The organism is Streptomyces sp. NPDC056738 (assembly GCF_042790435.1).
Lineage (GTDB): Bacteria > Actinomycetota > Actinomycetes > Streptomycetales > Streptomycetaceae > Streptomyces.
The window spans coordinates 114,602-136,934 of sequence record NZ_JBHTZF010000003.1 but is presented as its reverse complement, the minus strand read 5'-3'; the positions used below and the strand labels follow the sequence as shown (position 1 = coordinate 136,934).

Here is a 22,333-nt window from a genome sequence, read left to right as displayed (position 1 = left end):
CGCCCGGGGGAAGCCGCGCGGCGGCCGTGCACGGGGGCATGGGGGGTGCATGTGCCCGCCCGTCGGGTGCGACGACCCCACCGGAACCGCCCCGGCCCCCTCGGGCGATTTCGTCCGAACCGGCGACACCCGGCGCCCAAGCCGGCAACTTGGGCCGCCGAGCCGTGCCGGAGCACTCAAAGCCGACGCCCCGCCTGGAGACCGCCCCCGGTCCGGAGGCCGACCCTCGGGACCCCGAGCCGGGCCCCGTCCCGGGGCATGCCCCAAGTCTCCGGCCCCCGGAGTCGCGCCCCTCAGCCCAGTGCGGCTCGCAGTGTCGCGTCGATCGACGGGAACGCGAAGGTGAAGCCCGACTCCAGGAGGCGGGTGGGCAGGACGCGCTGGCTGCCCAGTACGTCCTCGGCCATGTCGCCGAGGGCGAGCCGCAGGAGCGGGGCGGGGGCCGTCAGCAGGGTCGGGCGGTGCAGGACGCGCCCCATGGCCTCGGTGATCTCGCCGTTGGTGAGCGGGTCGGGGGCGGTCAGGTTCACCGGCCCGGACAGCGACTCCGTGTCGATGAGATGCCGGATCGCGGCCACCTCGTCGTGCAGCGCGATGTAGCTCCAGTACTGGCGCCCGTTCCCCATCCGCCCCCCGGCCCCCGCCTTGAACAGCGGAATCAGCCTGGCCCAGGCCCCGCCCTCACGGGCCACCACGAGCCCGGTCCTCGGGATCACCGTGCGCACCCCGGCCTCCTGGGCGGGAGCGGTCGCCTCCTCCCACTCCACACAGACGGACGACAGGAAACCGTCCCCGGGCGGCGCCGACTCGTCCACCGCGCGGTCGCCCGTGTCGCCGTAGAACCCGATCGCGCTCCCGTTGACGAAGACCCGCGGGGGTTCGTCGAGCGAGGCGACCGCCTCCGCGAGCGTCACCGTCCCGAGCACCCGGCTGTCCCGGATCATCCGCTTGTACGTACGGGTCCACGGCCGCCCCGCGACCGGGGCCCCCGCCAGATTGACCACCGCCGCACAGCCGATGAGCCCCACCGCGTCGATCCGCTGCCGCTGCGGATCCCAGCGGATCTCGTCGGGCGAACGCGGCTCGCGGCGCACGAGCCGGACCACCTCGTGCCCCTCGGCGCTCAGGGAGCGCGCCAGCGCGGAACCGATCAGACCGGACGCGCCGGCGATCGCGATGCGGGAACCCGGTGACAGCGGTGAGTCGCTCATGGGTCCATCCTGCCCGCGCCGCCGCGGACTTCACGGAAAGGACCGCAGCGCGGCGGCCGTACAGTGACCGGTATGTCAGCTCCGCGGATACGCACCGCCACCCTGGACGACGAGGACGCGCTCGGCCGGATCGACCGTGACACCTGGTCCACGCTGCATGCCGTCATGCCGCGCCCCCGGCCGCCGTACGAGCCCTTCTACAGCGAGCGGTTCGGTCCCCGGGACCATGTCGTCGCCGAGCTCGACGGCCGTGTCGTGGGGTATCTGCGGCTGGGTTTCCCGACCCCGCTGGCCTGCAACGCGCATGTCCGGCAGATCCTCGGACTGGCCGTCGCCGACGAGGCCCGCGGCGCCGGTGTGGGCCGCGCGCTGCTGCGGACGGCGTGCGAGGAGGCCCGCCGCCAGGGGGCCCGGCGCATCACCCTGCGCGTGCTCGGCCACAACACCCCGGCGCGCGCGTTGTACGCCTCCGAGGGCTTCGTCGTCGAGGGTGTCCTGCCCGGGGAGTTCCTGCTGGATGGCGCCTACGTGGACGACGTCCTGATGGGACGCCCGCTCTGACGGGCTCTCACCGTCTCGACGGGTACCCGCCGTCCGCGGGCGGCACCGACGGCCCCGGCGGTTCCCGCCCGCCGGTGTGCGACGGACGCGGGCCGGCCATGAGGTGACGCAGACAGCGGACGGCCAGTTCGGCGGGTGAACCCGGTCCCTCGGCCGGCGCGTCCGTGGCCGCCCAGGTCTCCAGCGCGATCCGGATCGCGGCCGTGGCCGCGGCGGCGGCCAGCCGGGGCTCCAGCGGGTCCGCGCCGCTGCCCGCGATCCGGGCCGTCACCGGGATCAACCGCTCCTCGGACTCCTGGTTCACCCGGTACCACACCGAGCGCAGCGCGGGATCGCCGGTGGCCGCCCGCAGCAGCGCGCGGGTCTGCTCCAGCCGCTCCGCCGCGTGGGCGTCGGGGGCGGCCAGCGCCTGCCGGATCGCCCGCTCCAGCGCCGTCGGCAGGGCCGTGCCCGGCTCCGTCGCCGCGAGCAGGGCACGCCAGTGCTCGCCGCCCGCCGCGAGCAGCGGGCCCACGGCGTCCCGCTTGTCGCGGAAGTAGCGGTAGAAGGTGCGCGGCCCCACCCCGGCCCGGCGGGCGATGTCCTCCGCCGTGGTGCCGTCCGGACCGCGCTCGGTGAACAGCTCGGCCGCCGCGCGCGCGATGTCCAGCCGGGTGGCCGCCTTGCGGCGCTCGGTCAGCGACGGTGCGGGTGCCCGGGGCGGCTGGCTGCTCACGCGGAGAGCGTACGCCGGGAGCGGCCCGCGGACCCGGCCGGATACGGGCCCCGGATCAGGACGTGACGAGGTCGCCGGTGTCCACGCGGGCCGTGGCGTGGGCCGCCTTGCGGGCGTCGCTCGCGACCTCGTGGGCCGTCAGGACGTAACCGGTCTCGGCGTCCGAGGTCGAGCGGGCGAAGACGACGCCGTACACCTTGCCGTCCGTCGTCAGGAGCGGGCCGCCGGAGTTGCCGGGCCGGACGGTCGAGCGGATCGAGTAGATCTCACGGGTGACCGTGCCGGTGTTGTAGATGTTCTGGCCCGTCGCGTTGATGCGGCTCGCGACGGTGGCCGCCTGGAGGTCGAGACCGCCGTCCTGCGGGTAGCCCGCGACCACCGCCGAGTCGCCGCGCGAGGCGACCCCGTCGAAGTGGAGGACGGGCGCCTGCAGCGCCGGCACGTACAGCACGGCGACGTCCTTCTGCGGGTCGAAGAGCACCACCCGCGCCTGGTAGGGGCGGCCGACCCCGCCGACCCGCACGGTCGGCCGGTCGATGCCGGCCACCACGTGCGCGTTGGTCATCACGCGGTGGGCGGCGTAGACGAAGCCGCTGCCCTCCCGGCCCTGGTTGCCCGACGCGCCCTCGACCTTCACGGTGCTCAGCTTGGCCGCGTTCGTCGCGGAGGGCGTGACGCTGTCGCCGGAGGGCTTGGCGACCCCGGCCGTCGGTTCGTTCTCGAACGGGTTGAAGACCTGCGGGAAGCCCGCCTCCGTGAGGGCCGAGGTCGCGCGCGAGAACCAGGCCGGAGTGGTCTCCGGCATCGAGTTCTGGACGGCGCCCAGCAGCGCCGAGTTGCGGATCGACTGCGTCACCACCGTCGAGGAGGACGCGCCCAGGACGCTCGCCGCCACCCAGGCCACCAGCAGCACGGCGACGGTGTTCGCCGCGGCTCCGCCGATGCCGTCGGCCACCCGCAGCGGCCCCTGGTCCAGCTCGCGGCGCAGCTTCAGCGCCAGCCGCCCGGCTAGCTCGTGGCCCACGACGCCCGGGACCAGCACCGTGAGCACCGCCGTGACCGTCGCCGCCGGTGTCCCCGCCGTGACCAGCTCCATGATCCACGGCAGCACCCATACGCCGATGACGGCGCCGCCCACGAAGCCGGCCAGCGAGACACAGCCGGCCACCAGGCCACGGCGGTACCCGGAGGCCGCGTAGACCAGGATGACCAGCGCCAGCAGGAGGTCGAGAACGTCCACGGAGCCGCCTTTCTCTAGGGCCCCTTAGTACGCGCCGGGCGGGCCCAGTGATCAGCCACGCGCGTTCGGTGCCCGCGCGAACGGCCACACACCCGTGGACCTGTAAAAACGTCCCGGACACGCACGATGGTTCCACCAGGTGGCACACCACACATCGCGGGCCGCGCGGATCCGGGTCAGGGTGGCTCCATGCGTGTCTTCCGGAATCCGCGGGGGCTTCGAATACGGAGCGGGGAGCGGGTGTCCCGGCACGGGCGGCACGTACGCCCGGGGCCCCGGGCCCGCGAGAGGCGCACCGGCAGGACGGCGCGGGCCCCGCGTGCGCCCGTGCCCTCCGGCGTGCGCCGGCGTGCGCCGTTCGGGCTCCCGAAACCGGCCCTCGTCGCCCTCGGCTGCGTGCCCGGCCTGCTCGCGGTCCTGGCGCTGGTGATGTGCGCGGCCGGGGTGGACCGCACGGCGTCCCGCGCCACCACCCCGCCCCCGGTCGCGGCCCGGATCACCGTCCCCCGCCCCGTCGCCAGACCGCCCATCGTGCCGCGCACGGCGTGGCTGGACACCGCGAGCACGCGAAAACAGCCGCCGCCCCGCTACGACGACCGGGTCGTGGCGGTCTTCATCCATCACACCGACTCGCCCAACGGCTACGACTGCGCCGACGTGCCCCGCATCATCCGTGACGTGTACGCGGGCCAGACCGGCGCCAAGGACTGGGACGACATCGGCTACAACTTCCTCGTCGACCGGTGCGGCACGATCTACGAGGGCCGCGCGGGCGGGGTCGACCGGCCCGTCACCGGGGCGCACACCCAGGGCTTCAACCACCGCACCGCCGGGATCGCCGCGATCGGCACCTTCACGGCGGGATCGCAGGTGCCCAAGGCGATGACCGACGCGATCGCCCGTGTGGTCGCCTGGAAGCTCGGGCTCAGCGGCGTGGACCCCCGCGGCACGGTCCGTCTCGTCTCCAGCAACAGCCTCAGCCGCTACGCCGCCAGCACCGCCGCCGTGCTCGCCACCGTCTCCGGCCACGACGCGGCCTTCATGACGAGCTGCCCGGGCGCCGCCCTCAGCGCCCGCATCCCCGACATCCGCGACCTCGCGGCGCGCATCCAGGGCCGCTGAGCGCCCGGCGCCGCCGGTCACAGGCACACCCCCGCCGGCTCACAGACTCCCCAGAGCCGGGCGCCCTACCGTCCACGTACGGCGCCGCACGGCGTCGCACGTGCTGACCGGAGGCGGGGATCATGAGGATCAGTCGGACGGGGCCCGCGCGCGGCGCGGGGAGCGGGGCGCACGCGGGGCGCACCGGGGGCGGACAGGACACACGGGCCGTGGAGCCGTCCGGCGGCCGCGTGACGGGGGCGCGGCGGCCGTGGGCGCTGCTGTGCGCCGTGGCCACGGTCGTGCTGGGCCCGGCGGCGGTCACGGCGTCCGCGCTGGACCGGGCCAACGCGGCCCCGCCGGCCCGTCAGTCCTCCCTGAACCGCTCCCACAGCTTGGGGTAGCGCTCCGCGATGACCGCCTCGTTCTCGAACTCGAGCGGAGTGCCCTCGGGCTCGGCGGCCGCGGCCGGGATGCCCAGGGCGGGCGCGACGGCACCGGTGAGCTGCTCGTACGCCTCGTCGGCCGCGTACCCCAGCTCCTCGCCGTCGCCGTCGATCTCCTCGTCGAAGTCGTCCAGCAGCTCGGCGAGCGTGTCGGGGTCGTGCATCGCCCCCTCGAAGACGTCCCGGCCCTGGCCGATCAGCCAGCACCGGAAGAAGTCGAAGGCGTCGTCGCTCGCTCCGTCGAGCAGCACCCAGGCGGCGCCCCACAGATCCCAGCGGTACGCGCGGTTGTAGCGGGACTCGAAGTGCCGGGCGAAGTCCAGGACGGAGTCCGGATCAAGCTGGACGAGCCGCTCGACGAGCAGATCCGCCTGTTCCTCGGGGTCTCCCTCGGCCGTCTCGCGGGTCGTGTCCACCAGCTCCCAGAACTCCGTCTCGTCCATCACGGGTCAAGCATCGGGCCTGGGCGGAGGGGACGCACGTGGAGCGGAGCAGATTGTTATGCATGCACATGCCGAAGGTAAAACCGCCGGGTTCCTACGGATTTCAAGTGGTCGGGGGCCGGTAGAGCGCCGCGGCACCGGCCGCGTCCTCGGCGCAGCGTTCGCGCAGGGCCGCCGGAGCGAGCACCTCCACCTCGGGCCCGAGCCCCCGCAGTTGCATCCGGGCGACCTCCTCGGACTCGACCGGCAGGGTGAGGGTCACCCAGCCCCGCCCGTCGGGGGCCTCCGAGGCACCGAGCGCCTCCTTCGCCGACGCCGGATCGACGGCGTACGGCAGCATCCGCACGCCCTCCGGGGACAGCCGTACGACGACCTCCGACCGCAGGACGGACCGGGCGAACTCCTCGGCCCGCTCCCGCCAGAACTCCGGCAGGTCGAAGCCGTCGTCCCGACGGAACCGCTCCGGGCCGGGCTCGACGGCGGTGAACCGGTCGATCCTGTAGACACGGAAGGCCCCGGCGTCGGTCACCCGCGCGCACAGATACCAGAGCCCCGCCTTCAGGACGAGCCCGTACGGTTCGAGGGCCCGCTCCACCTCCGCCCCGTCGCGCAGGTAGCGCGCGAGGACCGGGCGGTCGTCCCACACCGCGCCCGCGAGCACGGGCAGGAGCTCCGGTGTGAGCGGCTCGCTGAACCAGGCGGGCGCGTCCAGATGGAACCGCTGCGCCGCCGACCGCGAGGCGTCCCGCAGCGAGGGCAGCAGCGCCGCCGACACCTTCAGCCGGGCCGCCGACGCCGAGTCCTCGAGACCCATGTCGCGCAGCGCCCCCGGCACCCCGCTCAGGAACAGCGCCTCCGCCTCGCCGCGCGCGAGCCCCGTCAGCCGGGTGCGGTACCCGCCGATCAGGCGGTAGCCCCCGGCCCGGCCCCGGTCGGCGTAGACCGGGATCCCCGCCTCCGACAGCGCCTGCGCGTCCCGGGCGACCGTGCGCTCGGACACCTCCAGCTCCCGCGCCAGCTCGGCGGCGGTCATCGACGCGCGGGTCTGGAGCAGCAGCACCATCTTGATCAGACGAGCGGCACGCATGGATTCATGATGCCGGGCACCGCCGACAGCCGGGAGAGCCGGCCGGAAAGCCGGGAAGGGGTACGGCGACCGCCGTACCCCTTCCCTTTGTCACTCCCCAGGCACTACAGGCCGTAGCGCTCCCGGGCCTCCTTCACGGCCGACGCCTTGACCTCGCCGCGGCGGGCGAGCTGCGCCAGCGCGGCGACGACGATCGACTGCGCGTCCACGCCGAAGTGGCGGCGGGCCGCCGCACGGGTGTCGGAGAGACCGAAGCCGTCGGCACCGAGCGAGGACCAGTCCTGCTCGACCCACTGCGCGATCTGGTCCGGGACCTGGCGCATGTAGTCGGAGACCGCGAGCACCGGGCCCTCGGCGCCCTGGAGCGCCTGGCGGACGAACGGCACCCGCTCCTCGCCGCGCAGCAGGGCCGCGTCGGCCTCCAGCGCGTCGCGGCGCAGCTCGGTCCAGGAGGTCGCGGACCACACGTCGGCGGCCACACCCCACTCCTCGGCGAGCAGCTTCTGCGCCTCAAGCGTCCAGTGGATCGCCGTGCCGGAACCGAGGAGCTGGATGCGCGGGGCGTTCGCCGCCGCCACGTTCAGGCCCGCCGACTCCGCCGTGTTGAAGCGGTACAGGCCCTTGACGATGCCCTCGTCGATACCGAGGCCGGCCGGCTTGGCGGGCTGCGGCATCGGCTCGTTGTAGACGGTCAGGTAGTAGAAGACGTCCGGGTCCTCGCCCGGGGCGCTCTCGCCGTACATCCGGCGCAGACCGTCCTTGACGATCGTCGCGATCTCGTACGCGAACGCCGGGTCGTAGGACAGCGCCGCCGGGTTCGTCGCCGCGATGACGGGGGAGTGGCCGTCGGCGTGCTGGAGGCCCTCACCGGTCAGGGTGGTCCGGCCGGCCGTCGCGCCGACGAGGAAGCCGCGGCCGAGCTGGTCGCCGAGCTGCCACATCTGGTCGGCCGTGCGCTGCCAGCCGAACATCGAGTAGAAGATGTAGAAGGGGATCATCGCCTCACCGTGCGTGGAGTACGCGGTGGACGCGGCGATGAAGTCCGCCATGGAACCGGCCTCGGTGATCCCCTCGTTGAGGATCTGGCCGTCCTTGGCCTCCTTGTAGTACATGAGCTGGTCGCGGTCGACGGGCTCGTACGTCTGCCCCTTGGGCGAGTAGATGCCCAGCGACGGGAAGAGCGACTCCATGCCGAAGGTGCGGGCCTCGTCCGGGACGATCGGCACCCAGCGGCGGCCGGTCTCCTTGTCGCGGACCAGGTCCTTGACGAGACGGACGAACGCCATGGTCGTCGCCACGTTCTGCGAGCCGGAGCCCTTGTCGAAGGAGGCGAACGCCTTGTCGGCGGGGGCCGGCAGCGGGGCCAGCGCGTGCGTGCGGCGGGCCGGGGCCGGGCCGCCGAGGGCCGCGCGGCGCTCCTGGAGGTAGCGGACCTCGGGGGAGTCGGCGCCCGGGTGGCCGTAGGGCACCACGCCGTCGACGAACTGGCTGTCGGAGATGGGCAGTTCGAGCAGATCACGCATCTGCTTGAACTCGTCCGTGGACAGCTTCTTCATCTGGTGGTTGGCGTTCTTCGACGCGAAGCCCGGGCCGAGGGTGTGGCCCTTGACCGTCTGGGCCAGGATCACCGTCGGCGCGCCCTTGTGCGCGAGGGCGGCGCGGTAGGCCGCGTACACCTTGCGGGACTCGTGGCCGCCGCGGGACAGGTGGAAGCACTCCAGGATCTTGTCGTCGCTCAGCAGCTTCGCCATCTCGGCGAGCGCCGGGTCGGAGCCGAAGAAGTCCTGGCGGATGTAGGCGGCGTCGCGGGTCTGGTACGTCTGCACCTGGGCGTCGGGCACCTGGCGCAGCCGGCGGACCAGCGCGCCCGTGGTGTCGAGCTGGAACAGCTCGTCCCAGGCCGAGCCCCACAGCGACTTCACGACGTTCCAGCCGGCGCCGCGGAACTGCGCCTCCAGCTCCTGCACGATCTTGAAGTTCGCGCGGACCGGGCCGTCGAGGCGCTGGAGGTTGCAGTTGATGACGAAGGTCAGGTTGTCCAGACCCTCGCGGGAGGCCAGCGCGAGTGCCGCCGTCGACTCCGGCTCGTCCATCTCGCCGTCACCGAGGAACGCCCACACGTGCGACGCGGAGACGTCCTTGATGCCGCGGTTGGTGAGGTAGCGGTTGAAGCGGGCCTGGTAGATCGCCGACAGCGGGCCGAGGCCCATGGAGACGGTCGGGAACTCCCACAGCCAGGGCAGCCGGCGCGGGTGCGGGTACGACGGGAGGCCGCTGCCGCCGGACTCCTGGCGGAAGTTGTCCAGGTGCTGCTCGGTCAGCCGGCCGTCGAGGAAGGCGCGGGCGTAGATGCCGGGGGAGGCGTGGCCCTGGATGTAGAGCTGGTCGCCGGACCCGTCACCCTCCTTGCCCTTGAAGAAGTGGTTGAAGCCGGTCTCGTAGAGCCAGGCCGCGGAGGCGAAGGTGGCGATGTGGCCGCCGACGCCGTGCTTCGCGCCCCGGGTCACCATCGCGGCCGCGTTCCAGCGGTTCCACGCGGTGATCCGGGCCTCCATCGCCTCGTCGCCGTCCACGGAGGGCTCGGCGGCGGTGGGGATGGTGTTGACGTAGTCGGTCTCAAGCAGCTTGGGCAGCGCGAGACCGTTGCCCTCGGCGCGCTCCAGCGTGCGGCGCATCAGGTACGCGGCACGGTGCGGCCCGGCCGCCTGGGTGACGGCGTCCAGGGAGGCCTGCCATTCGGCGGTCTCCTCGGGGTCGCGGTCCGGGAGCTGGTCGAGCTCGCTCGGCTGGATTGCGGTGGGGTCGGTCATTGCGCCGCCTTCCGGATGCGGAGGGGGGTTCCCTCATCGGCAAGGGGTTTTCGGGGTGTGCCCTTGGTCTATGGCAGGACAGGGCGACGGGCTCTTGTGGGAGCCCGTCGAGGACTGTAACCCCCTGATCGATGATCGATCAAAGGAATCGGGGGGAAATCCTCTTCAGATCGGAAAGTCGGCACGGGGTGCCTTGCCGCCAGGCACCGGGTGCCTCGAAAATCGAGGGTTTTCGCAGGTGGGAGCACGGTTGAGCGGGGGTGTGCTCCCCTGCGCCGACGGCGTCGGCGCAGCCCTCAGGGACGCGGTGCGCAGCCGAGGACGTGGGCCTTCACGAGGTCGGCGATCAGCGGGTCGCGCCGCCGGAAGGCGTCCACGAGGGCCTCGTGCTCCTCGGCGTACGACTGCTGCACGGTCCCGAGCCAGCGGATGGACAGGGCCGTGAAGACCTCGATGCCCAGGCCCTCCCAGGTGTGCAGGAGGACGGAGTTGCCCGCCGCCCGGACCAGCTCGCGGTGGAAGCCCACGGTGTGCCGGACCTGGCCGGTCCCGTCGGCCAGCCGGTCGGCCTCGTACAGGGCCGCCACGTGCGGTTCGAGGGCCGAGCAGTCCTCCGCCAGCCTCTCCGCCGCCAGCTCCGCCGCGATGGCCTCCAGACCGGCTCGTACGGGGTAGCTCTCCTCCAGGTCGGCGGCGGTCAGATTGCGCACCCGGACGCCCTTGTTCGGCGCCGACTCGATCAGCCGCAGCGACTCCAGCTCGCGCAGCGCCTCGCGGACCGGGGTCTGGCTGACCTCCAGCTCGGTGGCGATCCGCCGCTCCACGATCCGCTCGCCCGGCTTCCAGCGCCCGCTGACGATCCCCTCCACGATGTGCTCGCGGATCTGTTCGCGCAGCGAGTGGACGACGGGCGCGGTCATGAAGGCTCCTTTGGGAGGGGCAGACCCGATGCCGTGGCACGGAGTGCCCCGATGAGGGGCGGTGGTCGGGTGGCGGGCGGGACCCGGGGCTTGACCTTTAGACAATAAGGCCGGGGCCCGGTCGGTGAGGGGCGCATGGTGGCGCTTTCCCGCAGGTGAGACGAGACTTACACGCTGTCAGAGTGTTCCCGTCCGTACGGGTCCGTACCGGGTGAAGTCCGGATTCGTACCGTCGATGTGATCGTGCAACTCGGGGCGCGGCGGAAGATCGGCGGCCGGGAACCCGGGTGTCTCGCAAACACGGCACCCCCGCCCGGAGGTCCGGACGGGGGTGCCGTGTCAGCTTTCCGCGCGCTGGCGGTGCGGGTTACAGGCCGAGCTCGACCTCGAACTCGCCCGCCTCCAGGATCGCCTTGACCGCGGTCAGGTAACGGGCGGCGTCGGCGCCGTCCACCAGACGGTGGTCGTAGGAGAGCGTCAGGTAGGTCATGTCGCGGACGCCGATGACGGTGCCCTCTTCCGTCTCGATGACGGCCGGACGCTTGACCGTGGCGCCGATGCCCAGGATCGCGACCTGGTTCGGCGGCACGATGATCGTGTCGAAGAGCGCGCCGCGCGAGCCGGTGTTGGAGATGGTGAAGGTCGCGCCGGACAGCTCGTCCGGAGTGATCTTGTTCGCCCGGACCTTGCCCGCCAGGTCGGCGGTGGCCTTCGAGATGCCGGCGATGTTCAGGTCGCCCGCGCCCTTGATGACCGGGGTCATCAGGCCCTTCTCCGAGTCCACCGCGATACCGATGTTCTCGGCGTCGAAGTAGGTGATCGTGCCCTCGGCCTCGTTGATCCGGGCGTTGATGACCGGGTGGGCCTTCAGCGCCTGGGCCGCCGCCTTCACGAAGAACGGCATCGGGGAGAGCTTGACACCCTCGCGCGCGGCGAAGGAGTCCTTGGCCTGCGCGCGGAGCTTCATCAGGCGGGTGATGTCGACCTCGACGACCGAGGAGAGCTGCGCCTGCTCGTGCAGGGCCTTCACCATGTTGTCGCCGATGACCTTGCGGATGCGGGTCATCTTGACGGTCTGGCCGCGCAGCGGGGAGACCTCGAGGACCGGCGCCTTCTTGGCGGCGGCGGCCGGGGCGGCCGCAGCGGCCGGAGCCTGCGCGGCGGCCGTGGCCTTGGCGGCCTCGGCGGCGGCGACGACGTCCTGCTTGCGGATACGACCGCCGACGCCGGTGCCCTTGACGGTGGCCAGGTCGACGCCGTTCTCGGCGGCGAGCTTGCGCACCAGCGGGGTCACGTACGCGCCGTCGTCACCGCTGGTCGCGGCGGGCGCCGGGGCCGGGGTGACGGGGGCGGGCGCGGCCACCGGCGCGGGGGCCGGAGCCGGAGCGGCGGGCGCGGCCGGAGCGGCCGGCTGGACCGGAGCCGGGGCGGCGGCGGCCGGGGCGGCCGGAGCAGCCGGGGCCGGAGCCGGGGCGGCGGGGGCGGCGGCGGCCGGAGCCGCGCCGGGAGCGCCGATGACGGCCAGCTTCGCGCCGACCTCAGCGGTCTCGTCCTCGCCGACCACGATCTCCAGCAGCACGCCGGCGACCGGCGCGGGGATCTCGGTGTCGACCTTGTCCGTGGAGACCTCGAGCAGCGGCTCGTCCTCCGCGACCTCCTCGCCGACGGCCTTCAGCCAGCGGGTGACGGTGCCCTCGGTGACCGACTCGCCCAGTGCGGGCAGCACGACGTCGGTGCCGGAGGCGCCACCGGCGGGAGCGGCGGCCGGGGCGGGGGCGGGAGCGGCCGGGGCCGCGGGAGCCTCGGCGACCGGGGCGGGGGCGGCCGGAGCGGCCGGGGCCTCGGCGGCGGCGGGAGCCGGGGCGGCGGCGGGCGCGCCCGTGCCGTCGTCGATGACGGCGAGCTCGGCGCCGACCTCGACGGTCTCGTCCTCGGCGACCTTGATGGACGCGAGGATGCCGGCGGCGGGGGAGGGGATCTCGGTGTCGACCTTGTCCGTCGACACCTCCAGCAGCGGCTCGTCGGCCTCGACGCGCTCGCCCTCGGCCTTCAGCCAGCGGGTGACAGTGCCCTCGGTGACGCTCTCACCGAGTGCCGGAAGGGTTACGGAAACCGGCATGGTTTCTGTTGCTCCTTATTGGGGTCTCCCCTGCCCGACCGGGATCGAGGGCTCGGGGAAGTGCGGAAGTCTGTGGTCGTCGTCGAGCCCTGCTCGACGCGGTGACTGGAACGGCCGGTGGCCGGGGGGAACCCCCGGCCGGGCCGGTCAGTCGTGCGCGTGCAGCGGCTTGCCCGCGAGCGCGAGGTGGGCCTCGCCGAGCGCCTCGTTCTGCGTCGGGTGGGCGTGGATGAGCTGGGCGACCTCGGCGGGCAGCGCTTCCCAGTTGTAGATGAGCTGGGCTTCGCCGACCTGCTCGCCCATGCGGTCGCCGACCATGTGGACGCCGACCACGGCACCGTCCTTCACCTGGACGAGCTTGATCTCGCCCGAGGTGTTGAGGATCTTGCTCTTGCCGTTGCCCGCGAGGCTGTACTTCAGGGCGACGACCTTGTCCGCACCGTAGATCTCCTTGGCCTTGGCCTCGGTGATGCCCACGGAGGCGACCTCGGGGTGGCAGTACGTCACGCGCGGGACGCCGTCGTAGTCGATCGGGACGGTCTTGAGACCGGCCAGCCGCTCCGCGACCAGCATGCCCTCGGCGAAGCCGACGTGCGCGAGCTGGAGCGTCGGGACGAGGTCGCCGACGGCGGAGATGGTGGGGACGTTCGTCCGCATGTACTCGTCGACCAGGACGTAGCCGCGGTCCATCGCGACGCCCTGCTCCTCGTAGCCGAGACCGGCCGAGACCGGGCCGCGGCCGACGGCGACGAGCAGGACCTCGGCCTCGAACTCCTTGCCGTCGGCGAGGGTGACCTTGACACCGTTCTGGGTGTACTCGGCCTTCGAGAAGAAGGTGCCCAGGTTGAACTTGATGCCGCGCTTGCGGAACGCGCGCTCAAGAAGCTTGGAGGAGTTCTCGTCCTCGACCGGGACGAGGTGCTTGAGGCCCTCGATGACCGTCACCTCGGCACCGAAGGACTTCCACGCCGAGGCGAACTCGACGCCGATGACGCCGCCGCCCAGGATGATCGCGGACTGCGGCACACGGTCCAGGACGAGCGCGTGGTCCGAGGAGATGATGCGGTTGCCGTCGATCTCCAGGCCCGGCAGCGACTTCGGCACGGAGCCGGTCGCGAGGAGCACGTGACGGCCCTGGATCCGCCGGCCGTTCACGTCGACGGAGGTCGGGGAGGACAGGCGGCCCTCACCCTCGATGTACGTCACCTTGCGGGACGCGATGAGACCCTGCAGACCCTTGTACAGGCCCGAGATGACCCCGTCCTTGTACTTGTGGACGGCGGGTACGTCGATGCCCTCGAAGGTGGCCTTGACGCCGAACTGCGCGCTCTCGCGGGCCTGGTCGGCGATCTCGCCCGCGTGCAGCAGGGCCTTCGTGGGGATGCACCCACGGTGCAGGCAGGTACCGCCGACCTTGTCCTTCTCGATCAGGGCGACGTCCAGGCCCAACTGCGCTCCGCGCAGCGCCGCGGCGTAACCGCCGCTACCGCCGCCGAGGATCACTAGGTCGAAAACGGTGCTGGCGTCGTTCGCCACGTCACGTCCTCCATGCATGTGCGCCGTTACGCCGGGCACCTTTGTCCCTTACGGGTGGTTGACCGGTCGGTCGGCTGGTGTCCGGCCGCTCTTTCTACGGCCCTGTGGTGGGGGCCCTGTCCTGCCGAGAACCCATCTTCGCACTTGTCGAGGGCGAGCGAGACGCCGGGCCGGTGTGTGGGACGTCTGATCCATCACGTCGACGGGGTGCGGAGCCGGGTGAACCTGCGGATTTCGTCGAGGGCGAAACCCCGGTTGGGCCGTACGAGCGGCCCCGGGCGCGGTGACGCCCGGGGCCGGTGTGGCGTACGGGGGCTCAGCCCAGGTCGCCGGCCGCCGTCAGCTCGGCGAGACGGACCAGGGTGCGGACCGCGGAACCGGTGCCGCCCTTGGGGGTGTAGCCGAACGGACCGGCTTCGTTGAACGCGGGGCCCGCGATGTCCAGGTGCGCCCAGGTGATGCCCTCGCCCACGAACTCGCGCAGGAACAGACCGGCGACCAGGCCGCCGCCCATGCGCTCGCCCATGTTGGCGATGTCGGCGGTGGGGGAGTCCATGCCCTTGCGCAGGTGCTCGGGCAGCGGCATCGGCCAGGACTCCTCGCCGACCTCCTCGGCGGCCTCGACGATCGCGGCACGGAACGCGTCGTCGTTGGCCATCACGCCGAAGGTGCGGTTGCCGAGCGCCAGCACCATCGCGCCGGTCAGCGTCGCCACGTCGACGATCGCGTCCGGCTTCTCCTCGGAGGCCTTCCACAGCGCGTCCGCCAGGACCAGCCGGCCCTCGGCGTCGGTGTTCAGGACCTCGACGGTCTTGCCGCTGTACATGCGCAGCACGTCACCCGGACGGGTGGCGGAGCCGGACGGCATGTTCTCGGCGAGCGCGAGCCAGCCGGTGACGTTGACCTCCAGGCCCAGACGCGCGGCGGTGACCACGGCGGCGAAGACCGCGGCGGCGCCGGCCATGTCGCACTTCATCGTCTCGTTGTGCCCGGCGGGCTTCAGCGAGATGCCGCCCGAGTCGTAGGTGATGCCCTTGCCGACGAAGGCGAGGTGCTTGTCGGCCTTCGAGGAGGTGTACGACAGCTTCACCAGGCGGGGGCCGGCGGCCGAGCCGGAGCCGACGCCGAGGATGCCGCCGAAGCCGCCCTTGACCAGGGCCTTCTCGTCGAACACCTGCACCTTGATGCCGTGCTCCTTGCCGGCCGCGGTGGCGACGGCGGCGAAGGACTCCGGGTTGAGGTCGTTCGGCGGGGTGTTGACGAGGTCGCGGGCGCGGTTGAGCTCCTCGGTCACGGCGGTGGCGCGCGCGAGGGCCGCCTTGTACGCCGCGTCGCGGGGCTTGCCGCCGAGGACGGTCGCCTCGCCGAGCGGACCCTTGCGGCCCTTGGCGGCCTCGGTGCGGCCCGTCTCCTTGTAGGCGTCGAAGCCGTAGGCGCCCAGGCGGGCGCCCTCGGCGACGGCACCGGCGTCGGCGGCGTCCGAGACCGGCAGCGCGAAGGCGGCCTTCTTGGCGCCGGCGAGCGCGCGGGCGGCGACACCGGCCGCGCGGCGCAGCGCCTCGGCGTCGTAGCCGGCCTCGTCCTCGGGGACCGCTCCCAGGCCGACGGCCACCACGACGGGGGCCTTGAATCCGGACGGCGCGGGCAGCTTGGTCACCTCGCCCTCGGAGCCGGAGGCGCCGAGGGTCTCCAGGATTCCGGCGAGCCCGCCGTCGTACGCCTTGTCCACGGCCTCGGCGCCCGGTGCGACGACCGGGCCCTTGGGGCCCTTCGCGACACCGACGACGATCGCGTCGGCCCGCAGACCGGACGCTGCGGCGGTGCTGAGAGTGAGAGCAGTCACGGTGGTGAGATCTCCGCTTCCATTGAAAGTTCGTTGTGGCCGAGAAGGGGTGGGTCGACCGGGCCCGACGGCTGACCCTAGATCCGGCCTCGGGGGCGGTCCTTGCCGGGGCCCCCGAAGGGCCGGGCCAGTACCCGGGACGAGCCTACGCTCGGGGCCGGGTTTCGCTCATTCCTGCGGACGTTCACCCACAGGTGGCGCCCTGCCGGATTCCCGCCCCTCACTCCCGGTGACCTGAGACACACTCATCGTGTTCAGTGGGCACGCCGCCCACTGCTTTGCACGATTTCCACAGATTCCCCATGGTTTCCACCCGTGGGGGATGCTCGAGGGGGAGAAAGCTACATATGGCACAGAGTCTGCAACGGTGGAGAGGGACGGCTGCCGTCCTGGGGGCCGCCGGACTCCTGGCGCTGGGCATGGGGGCACCCGGCGCGGCCGCGGCGGCCACGCCGCGGATCGACCTCAAGGTCCTGGTCGTGGACAACGGCGCGGGCCAGGTCGGAGCCATCACCACGGAACTGAAGAACGAGGGTGTCCCGTACACCACGGTCAACCTGGGCGACGCGAACCGCCCGACCATCAACGCGACGTTCCTGAGCGACACCGTGAACGGCGCCCCGCGCGCCAAGTACCAGGGCGTCGTCCTGCCGAACGAGGCGCCCTTCGGCGCCGGTTCGGCCGAACAGACCGCCCTGGAGACCTACGAGAAGACGTTCGGCATCCCGCAGGTCGACGCCTACACGTGGGCCCACCCCGAGGTCGGTCTCGACTACACCGACCAGAACGGCGGCTGGTCCGGAGTGCTGGACGGCCGGACCACGCAGATCACCGCGGCGGGCACGACCGGCCCGTTCCGCTACCTCGACGGACCCCTGACCTTCGAGGACAACGACCCGGCCGTACAGGAGACCTACGGCTACGCGGCCCACCCGAGGGACGGGTTCACCAGCTACCTGAACGCGCCCAGCGGCGGTTCGATGCTCGGGCAGTACGAGCACGACGGCCGCCGCGAACTCGTGGTGACCTTCGCGTACAACCAGTACCAGAAGCAGTTCAAGGTCCTGGCGCGCGGGATCGTCGAATGGCTCACCCAGGGAGTGCACCTCGGGCAGGCCAGGAACTACTTCTCCGTCCACGTCGACGACGTCTTCGCGCCCGACGCCCGCTGGGACTCCGAGCGCGACTGCACGCCCGGCGACATCGACTGCGCGGGCGGCGACGGCGAGGACACCACCACGCCGATCCGGATGACGGCGGCCGACGCCGCCTACGCCGCCCAGTGGGAGGCCGACCACGGATTCACGCTGGACATGGTCTTCAACGCCGGCGCGGGCGAGGAGTGGAAGTCCGAGAACGGCGGCACCGACGCCCTCACGGACCGACTGCTCGCCGACAAGGCCAAGTTCCGCTGGATGAACCACACCTACACGCACCTGTTCCTCGGCTGCGTCCAGGACACCACGACCGTCCCCTGGACCTGCGCGAAGAACACCAACGGCACCACGCAGTACGTGAGCCGCTCCGACATCTCGGCGCAGATCGCGGACAACAACAGGTGGGCGGCCTCCCACGGCCTGTCCACCGACCGCACCGAGCTGGTGACCGGCGAGCACTCGGGCCTCAAGACGCTGCCCCAGCAGCCCGTCGACAACCCGAACCTCGCCCGCGCCATGTCCGACAACGGCGTCAAGTGGACCGGGTCCGACAACTCCCGTGAGCCCGAACAGCGTTCGGTCGGCAACGGCGTGATGACCGTCCCCCGCTACCCGATGAACATCTACTACAACACCGGCACGCCCGAGGAGATGGCCGACGAGTACAACTACATCTACACCTCGAAGGCCGCCGGCGGCAGCGGGGTGTGCGAGAACAACGCGACGTCCACCTGCCTGTCGGCCCCGCTGAACACGGCCACCGGCTACGCCGACTACATCGTCCCGGCCGAGGCGCGCACCGCGCTCGGGCACGCCATCGGCAACGACCCGCGTCCGCACTACGTCCACCAGTCCAACCTGGCCGAGGGGCGCATCCTCTACCCGGTCCTGGACAAGGTGCTCGCCGACTACAAGGCGATCTACGCCGACAACGCCCCGCTGCAGAACCCCCGCCAGAGCGCCATCGGCACCGAACTGCAGCGCCGTAACGACTGGCAGACCGCCCTGGCGAGCGGGCGGGTCACGGCCTACCGCATCGGCAACCAGGTCACCGTCACCGCCCCGTCCGGGACGCAGATCCCGGTGACCGTGCCCGAGGGGACGACCAAGCAACTCCTGGTCGGCACCACCCCGTTCGGGACGGCGTACGCGGGAGCGCGCAACGACTGGACCAAGCCGGAGCTTCTCCAGTCCGCGGTCAAGCTGAACCTGCCCGCCTAGGCACGGCGGCATCGCGGCTCGCGACGCGCACCCCGGCCCGACCGGCCGGGGTGCGCTCGTGAGCCGTGCGACGGGGAGCCGGGGGGCTCTCCGGAGGAAACAGTCCCAGGGGGGAACCACGCATGATGCGCACCGGCCGTCATGTCACCATGCTCACCGAAGGCACCTACCCACATGTCCACGGCGGGGTCAGCACCTGGTGCGACCAACTGGTCAAGGGCATGCCGGAGGTCGACTTCCACATCGTCTCGCTCACCGGCAGCGGCCGCGAACCCGTGACCTGGGAGCTGCCGCCCAACGTCTACCGCCACACCCGCGTACCGACCTGGGGGCCGCGCCCCGGCCGCGCCCGCCCGCCGATCGGCCGCGCCCAGCGCCGCTTCGCCGAGATCTACGAACGCTTCCTGCTCTCCTTCCTCGACCCCGACTCGCCCGAGGACTTCGGCGACGCGCTGTTCGAACTGGCCGCGCTCGCCCGCGAGGGACGCCTCTCGGCCGCCCTGCGCGGCGAATCCGCCCTGCGCTCGCTGATGTGGATCTGGACCATGCCGCATCTGCCGACGGCCGCCGCCGGGCCCACCGTCCACGACGCGCTCACCGCGACGGACCTGCTGGAACACGCGCTGCGCCCGCTCGGCGTCCGGATCCCCGAGGACTGCGTCGCCCACGCCGTCAGCAGCGGCCTCGCCACGCTGCCCGCCCTCGTCGCGCACCGCCTGGACGGGGTCCCGTTCCTGCTCACCGAGCACGGCATCTATCTGCGCGAGCGCTACCTCGGCTACCGCGGCGCCGGACAGCGCTGGCCCGTCAAGGCGTTCATGCTCGGCTTCTACCGCGAGCTGAACTCCCTCGGCTACCGCGCCGCCGACCTCATCACCCCCTGCAACCAGTACAACCGCCGCTGGGAGGAACGCGGCGGCGCCGACGGGGACCGCATCCGTACGGTCTACAACGGCGTCGACCCGCACGCCTTCCCGCACGCGGGACCCGAGCCCGCCGTGCCCACCCTCACCTGGTGCGGCCGGATCGACCCCATCAAGGACCTGGAGACCCTCCTGCGCGCGTACGCCATGGTGCGCGCCGAAGTGCCCGAGACCCGGCTGCGGTTGTTCGGACCCGTACCGCCCGGCGGGGAGGCGTACCGCACCCGCCTGGAGAAGCTCGCCGCCGAACTGGGCGTCACCGACGGGCTGACCTTCGAGGGCCGCATCACCGAGGTGTGGCGCGCCTACGCGGCCGGCCACGTCGTCATGCTGTCCTCGATCTCGGAGGGCTTCCCGTTCTCGATCATCGAGGCCATGTCCTGCGGCCGTACGACGGTCTCCACCGACGTGGGCGGGGTCCGGGAGGCCGTCGGCGACACCGGCGTCGTCGTCCCGCCGCGCGAGCCGGAGAAGATGGCCGCCGCGGCCCTCGCCCTGCTGCGGGACGAGGAACGACGCCTGGATCTCGGCGAGTCGGCCCGCCAGCGGGTCATCGACCGGTTCACGCTGCGCCGCTCCGTCGACGCGTTCCGGACCGTCTACCAGGAACTGGCCGGACGGCCCACGGTGTACGAACCCGCCGTGGAGACCGTCGACGACTGGACCCTCGAACTGCGCGACCCCTGGTACCAGGCCGTCGCCACGGACGGGACCGGCTGGTGAGCGGCTCCCTGCGCACCCAGCCCGGAGCGCACGAGGCCACCCGTCCCCTGGTGCCGAGCCAGCGCCGCCCGGCGAGCTGGGGACGGCCCGACCCGATCGACGAACTCGCCGCAGAACTCAAGGAGTTCGTCACCGCGGCCGTCCATCCCGACGAAGTCGCCGCGCTCCTCGAGTCCGACGGCCTCTCCGACGACCAGATCCGCGAACGGTACGGCGTCACCAACTCCTTCGCCCTCGCCGAGGAGTTGTTCGCGCGCGTCGACCGGAGCTATCCCGAACCGGACGCGCCGGCCCCCGATCCCTGGGTGACCGGTCTGATCGGCTGCCTCCTGCGCGGTGTCGTCTTCGCCCTCCCCGGCCTCGGCTACGTCCTCGCCGCACCGCTCCTCGCGGGGCCCAGGGGCGCGTTCGGACTCCCGGCCGGAACCGTCCCGATGCTCGCCGGGGCGCTGTGCGGCTGGACCTGGAACCAGGGGCTCGCCCACCGCGCGTACACCTGGATGGGGCTCGGCGACCGCGCGGCCGCCCGGCGCGCGCTGCTCGTCGGCACCCCGGTCGGTGTCCTGCTCGGCTCCCTGGTGGCCTTCGCGGCGGCGGGATCGGCCGGCCGCGGCGCCGTCGCCTTCGCCGCCGGGCAGTCCGGCTACCTCGGCGCCGCCACCGTCCTGCTGGTCATGGGCCGGGAACGCACACTGCTCGCCGCCCTGGCCCCCATCACGGCGGGCGCGGCCCTCACCGTGTTCCACCCCGTCCCCGACCCGGCCCGGGTGGCCCTCCTCCTCGCCTCCCTCGCGGCGGTCGCCCTGCTCGGGCTCCTCGAAGTGGCGCCTGCGGTGAGGGAACTGGGGGAGGGGAGCTGGGGCGCGGGACTGATCGCGCTGGTCCCGTACGGCACCCTGCGGGGCGGCACCGAGCCGTCCGCGCGGGCCGGTGCGCCGCGGGCCGCCGCCGCGGGCCGGCCGGCCGCGGGGAAGCGGGCGACGGCTCCGGGCCGCCTCGCCGTCCTCGGCGCACGGCTGGGCGCCCTCAGGTCGGCCCCGGGCCGGCACGCCGGAACCCTCGCGTACGCCCTGTTCGGGCTCGGCAGCGGCGTCCTCGTGCTGTACGCCGCGCTCGGCGACGTCCTGACCGGGGCGCGCGCGGCGGCCGCCGCGCCCGCCGCGGTCGCGCTGACCCTCAGCATGGGCCCCGCCGAGTGGCTGCTCTTCCGCTTCCGCAGCGGCAGCCTCGCCGGACTGCGCTCCAGCACCTCGGCGAGGAGGTTCCGGCGGGCCGTCGCCGGCGCGCTCCTGAGGTGCCTGGCCGGCTATCTCGCCGCGCTGCTCGTGCTCGGCCTCGGCGTCTCCGCGCTGTGGCCGCACGCGCCCGCCGCCGCGGACGCGGTCAGGCTCGGCGGACTGCTCCTGCTGGGGGTCGTCATGTGGACCGGGCTGCTGCTCCAGTCGTTCGGCGCCGTCACCGGCACCGCCGCCGTCGTGTGCGCCGCCGCGCTCGCCCAGACCGCGGCGCTCGCCACGCACCCGGGTGACGCGCACTGGGTGGGCCTGATCACCTGCGGCGCGGCGGCGGGCGCGCAGACCCTGCTCGTCTGCGCCCGGCTCGGAAAGGTGACGGCCCACCGGTGAAGACCCTTCTGGTCCCGTACTACGAACACCCCGCCGTCCGCCCGGCCGAGTGGGACGCCCTCCTCGCCGCCGCACCCCGGCTGTACGGCGTGGTGCTCAACCCGGCCAGCGGCCCCGGCGACCGCCCCGACCCGGCGTTCGCGGCCGTCGCCGCCCGGCTGCGCGCCGCGGACGTCCGGGTCCTCGGGTACGTCGACACGGCGTACGGGCGCAGACCGCTCGGGGACGTCCAGGACGAACTGGCCCGCCACCGCGACTGGTTCGGCACCGACGGCGTGTTCCTGGACCAGGCGGCCGCGGCGGAGGGCGAGTTCGCCTACTACCGGCGGCTGGCGACCGCGGTCCGGGGGCTGCACGGCGGCACCCTCGTCCTCAACCACGGCACGGCACCGCACCCTTCGTACGCCCGTGTCGCCGACGTCCTGGTCACCTTCGAGGGCACCTGGGCCACCTACCGGAGGAAACCCCCGCCGCCGTGGACCGGCGCCGGCGTGAGCCTGTGCCACCTCGTCCACGGAGCGCCCGAGGGCGCCGACCCGGAGGCGCTGGCCCGGGAACGGGGGGCCGGACTGTTCTGCGCCGTCCCCGGCACCGGGGACCACCCCTGGGGCACCCTGCCCCACGGGCTGGCCCCCACCCCGTGAACCCGCCG

General features: G+C 72.9%; 17 protein-coding genes. 7 read left to right on the top strand and 10 right to left on the bottom strand.

All coding sequences use genetic code 11. The annotated features are described in order from the left end of the window. Window positions 1-293: 293 nt before the first annotated feature. Window positions 294-1,211 (bottom strand): TIGR01777 family oxidoreductase, encoded by a 918-nt coding sequence (locus ACFRIC_RS08010; protein ID WP_382781177.1) that lies wholly within the window; start codon window positions 1,209-1,211, stop codon window positions 294-296. Window positions 1,212-1,283: 72 nt separating this feature from the next. Between ACFRIC_RS08010 and ACFRIC_RS08005 the strand changes: the two genes are divergently transcribed. Beyond that, the gene (locus ACFRIC_RS08005; RefSeq protein ID WP_382781174.1) at window positions 1,284-1,772 is read left to right on the top strand and encodes a GNAT family N-acetyltransferase; all 489 of its coding nucleotides are present in this window, start codon (window positions 1,284-1,286) and stop codon (window positions 1,770-1,772) included. A 7-nt stretch (window positions 1,773-1,779) separates the two neighbouring features. Here the strand turns inward: ACFRIC_RS08005 and ACFRIC_RS08000 are convergent, their stop codons facing one another. Continuing rightward, window positions 1,780-2,487, bottom strand: a complete 708-nt coding sequence (locus ACFRIC_RS08000; RefSeq protein WP_382781171.1) for a TetR/AcrR family transcriptional regulator — start codon at window positions 2,485-2,487, stop codon at window positions 1,780-1,782. Window positions 2,488-2,542: 55 nt separating this feature from the next. After that, window positions 2,543-3,727, bottom strand: a complete 1,185-nt coding sequence (locus ACFRIC_RS07995) for a MarP family serine protease (protein WP_382781168.1) — start codon at window positions 3,725-3,727, stop codon at window positions 2,543-2,545. Window positions 3,728-4,156: 429 nt separating this feature from the next. On the opposite strand from ACFRIC_RS07995, the gene ACFRIC_RS07990 reads away from it, so the two are divergent. Together ACFRIC_RS07990 and ACFRIC_RS07985 are read left to right on the top strand one after the other, a co-directional pair. Continuing rightward, entirely contained in the window at window positions 4,157-4,849 is a 693-nt protein-coding gene (locus tag ACFRIC_RS07990) for a peptidoglycan recognition protein (protein ID WP_382782727.1), read from the top strand. A 122-nt stretch (window positions 4,850-4,971) separates the two neighbouring features. Then, window positions 4,972-5,232 (top strand): hypothetical protein, encoded by a 261-nt coding sequence (locus tag ACFRIC_RS07985; RefSeq protein WP_382782785.1) that lies wholly within the window; start codon window positions 4,972-4,974, stop codon window positions 5,230-5,232. Here the strand turns inward: ACFRIC_RS07985 and ACFRIC_RS07980 are convergent. The 7 genes from ACFRIC_RS07980 to ACFRIC_RS07950 form a co-directional block, all read right to left on the bottom strand. Then, on the bottom strand, window positions 5,196-5,717 hold the full coding sequence (locus tag ACFRIC_RS07980) for a DUF4240 domain-containing protein (protein WP_382782724.1): 522 nt from the start codon (window positions 5,715-5,717) through the stop codon (window positions 5,196-5,198). The two genes, ACFRIC_RS07985 and ACFRIC_RS07980, sit on opposite strands and share 37 nt — an antisense overlap. A gap of 103 nt (window positions 5,718-5,820) precedes the next feature. Further along, window positions 5,821-6,804 (bottom strand): helix-turn-helix transcriptional regulator, encoded by a 984-nt coding sequence (locus ACFRIC_RS07975; protein WP_382781165.1) that lies wholly within the window; start codon window positions 6,802-6,804, stop codon window positions 5,821-5,823. Between the two features lie 104 nt (window positions 6,805-6,908). Further along, complete coding sequence (gene aceE, locus ACFRIC_RS07970; RefSeq protein WP_382781162.1) at window positions 6,909-9,614, bottom strand: pyruvate dehydrogenase (acetyl-transferring), homodimeric type; 2,706 nt, start codon at window positions 9,612-9,614, stop codon at window positions 6,909-6,911. A gap of 296 nt (window positions 9,615-9,910) precedes the next feature. Beyond that, window positions 9,911-10,534 (bottom strand): GntR family transcriptional regulator, encoded by a 624-nt coding sequence (locus ACFRIC_RS07965; protein WP_356466332.1) that lies wholly within the window; start codon window positions 10,532-10,534, stop codon window positions 9,911-9,913. Between the two features lie 367 nt (window positions 10,535-10,901). Beyond that, window positions 10,902-12,653 (bottom strand): 2-oxoglutarate dehydrogenase, E2 component, dihydrolipoamide succinyltransferase, encoded by a 1,752-nt coding sequence (sucB, locus tag ACFRIC_RS07960; protein ID WP_382781159.1) that lies wholly within the window; start codon window positions 12,651-12,653, stop codon window positions 10,902-10,904. Window positions 12,654-12,800: 147 nt separating this feature from the next. Beyond that, window positions 12,801-14,189 carry a dihydrolipoyl dehydrogenase gene (lpdA, locus tag ACFRIC_RS07955; RefSeq protein ID WP_382781155.1) on the bottom strand — a complete coding sequence of 463 codons (1,389 nt, stop codon included), beginning with the start codon at window positions 14,187-14,189 and terminating at the stop codon, window positions 12,801-12,803. A 316-nt stretch (window positions 14,190-14,505) separates the two neighbouring features. Continuing rightward, entirely contained in the window at window positions 14,506-16,032 is a 1,527-nt protein-coding gene (locus ACFRIC_RS07950) for a leucyl aminopeptidase (RefSeq protein WP_382781152.1), read from the bottom strand. Window positions 16,033-16,379: 347 nt separating this feature from the next. Between ACFRIC_RS07950 and ACFRIC_RS07945 the strand changes: the two genes are divergently transcribed. The 4 genes from ACFRIC_RS07945 (at window position 16,380) to ACFRIC_RS07930 (ending at window position 22,325) form a co-directional block, all read left to right on the top strand. Then, window positions 16,380-18,410: a hypothetical protein gene (locus tag ACFRIC_RS07945; RefSeq protein WP_382781149.1), complete on the top strand. Its 2,031-nt coding sequence runs from the start codon at window positions 16,380-16,382 to the stop codon at window positions 18,408-18,410. Between the two features lie 122 nt (window positions 18,411-18,532). Continuing rightward, entirely contained in the window at window positions 18,533-20,056 is a 1,524-nt protein-coding gene (gene pelF, locus ACFRIC_RS07940; protein WP_382781146.1) for a GT4 family glycosyltransferase PelF, read from the top strand. Then, a complete protein-coding gene (locus ACFRIC_RS07935) occupies window positions 20,053-21,681 on the top strand; it encodes a hypothetical protein (RefSeq protein ID WP_382781145.1) in 1,629 nt (542 codons plus the stop codon). The genes pelF and ACFRIC_RS07935 overlap by 4 nt, the downstream gene beginning before the upstream one ends. Continuing rightward, window positions 21,678-22,325, top strand: coding sequence for a spherulation-specific family 4 protein (locus tag ACFRIC_RS07930; RefSeq protein ID WP_382781142.1), 648 nt, complete (start codon window positions 21,678-21,680; stop codon window positions 22,323-22,325). Before ACFRIC_RS07935 ends, ACFRIC_RS07930 begins: the two co-directional genes overlap by 4 nt. Window positions 22,326-22,333 lie beyond the last annotated feature (8 nt).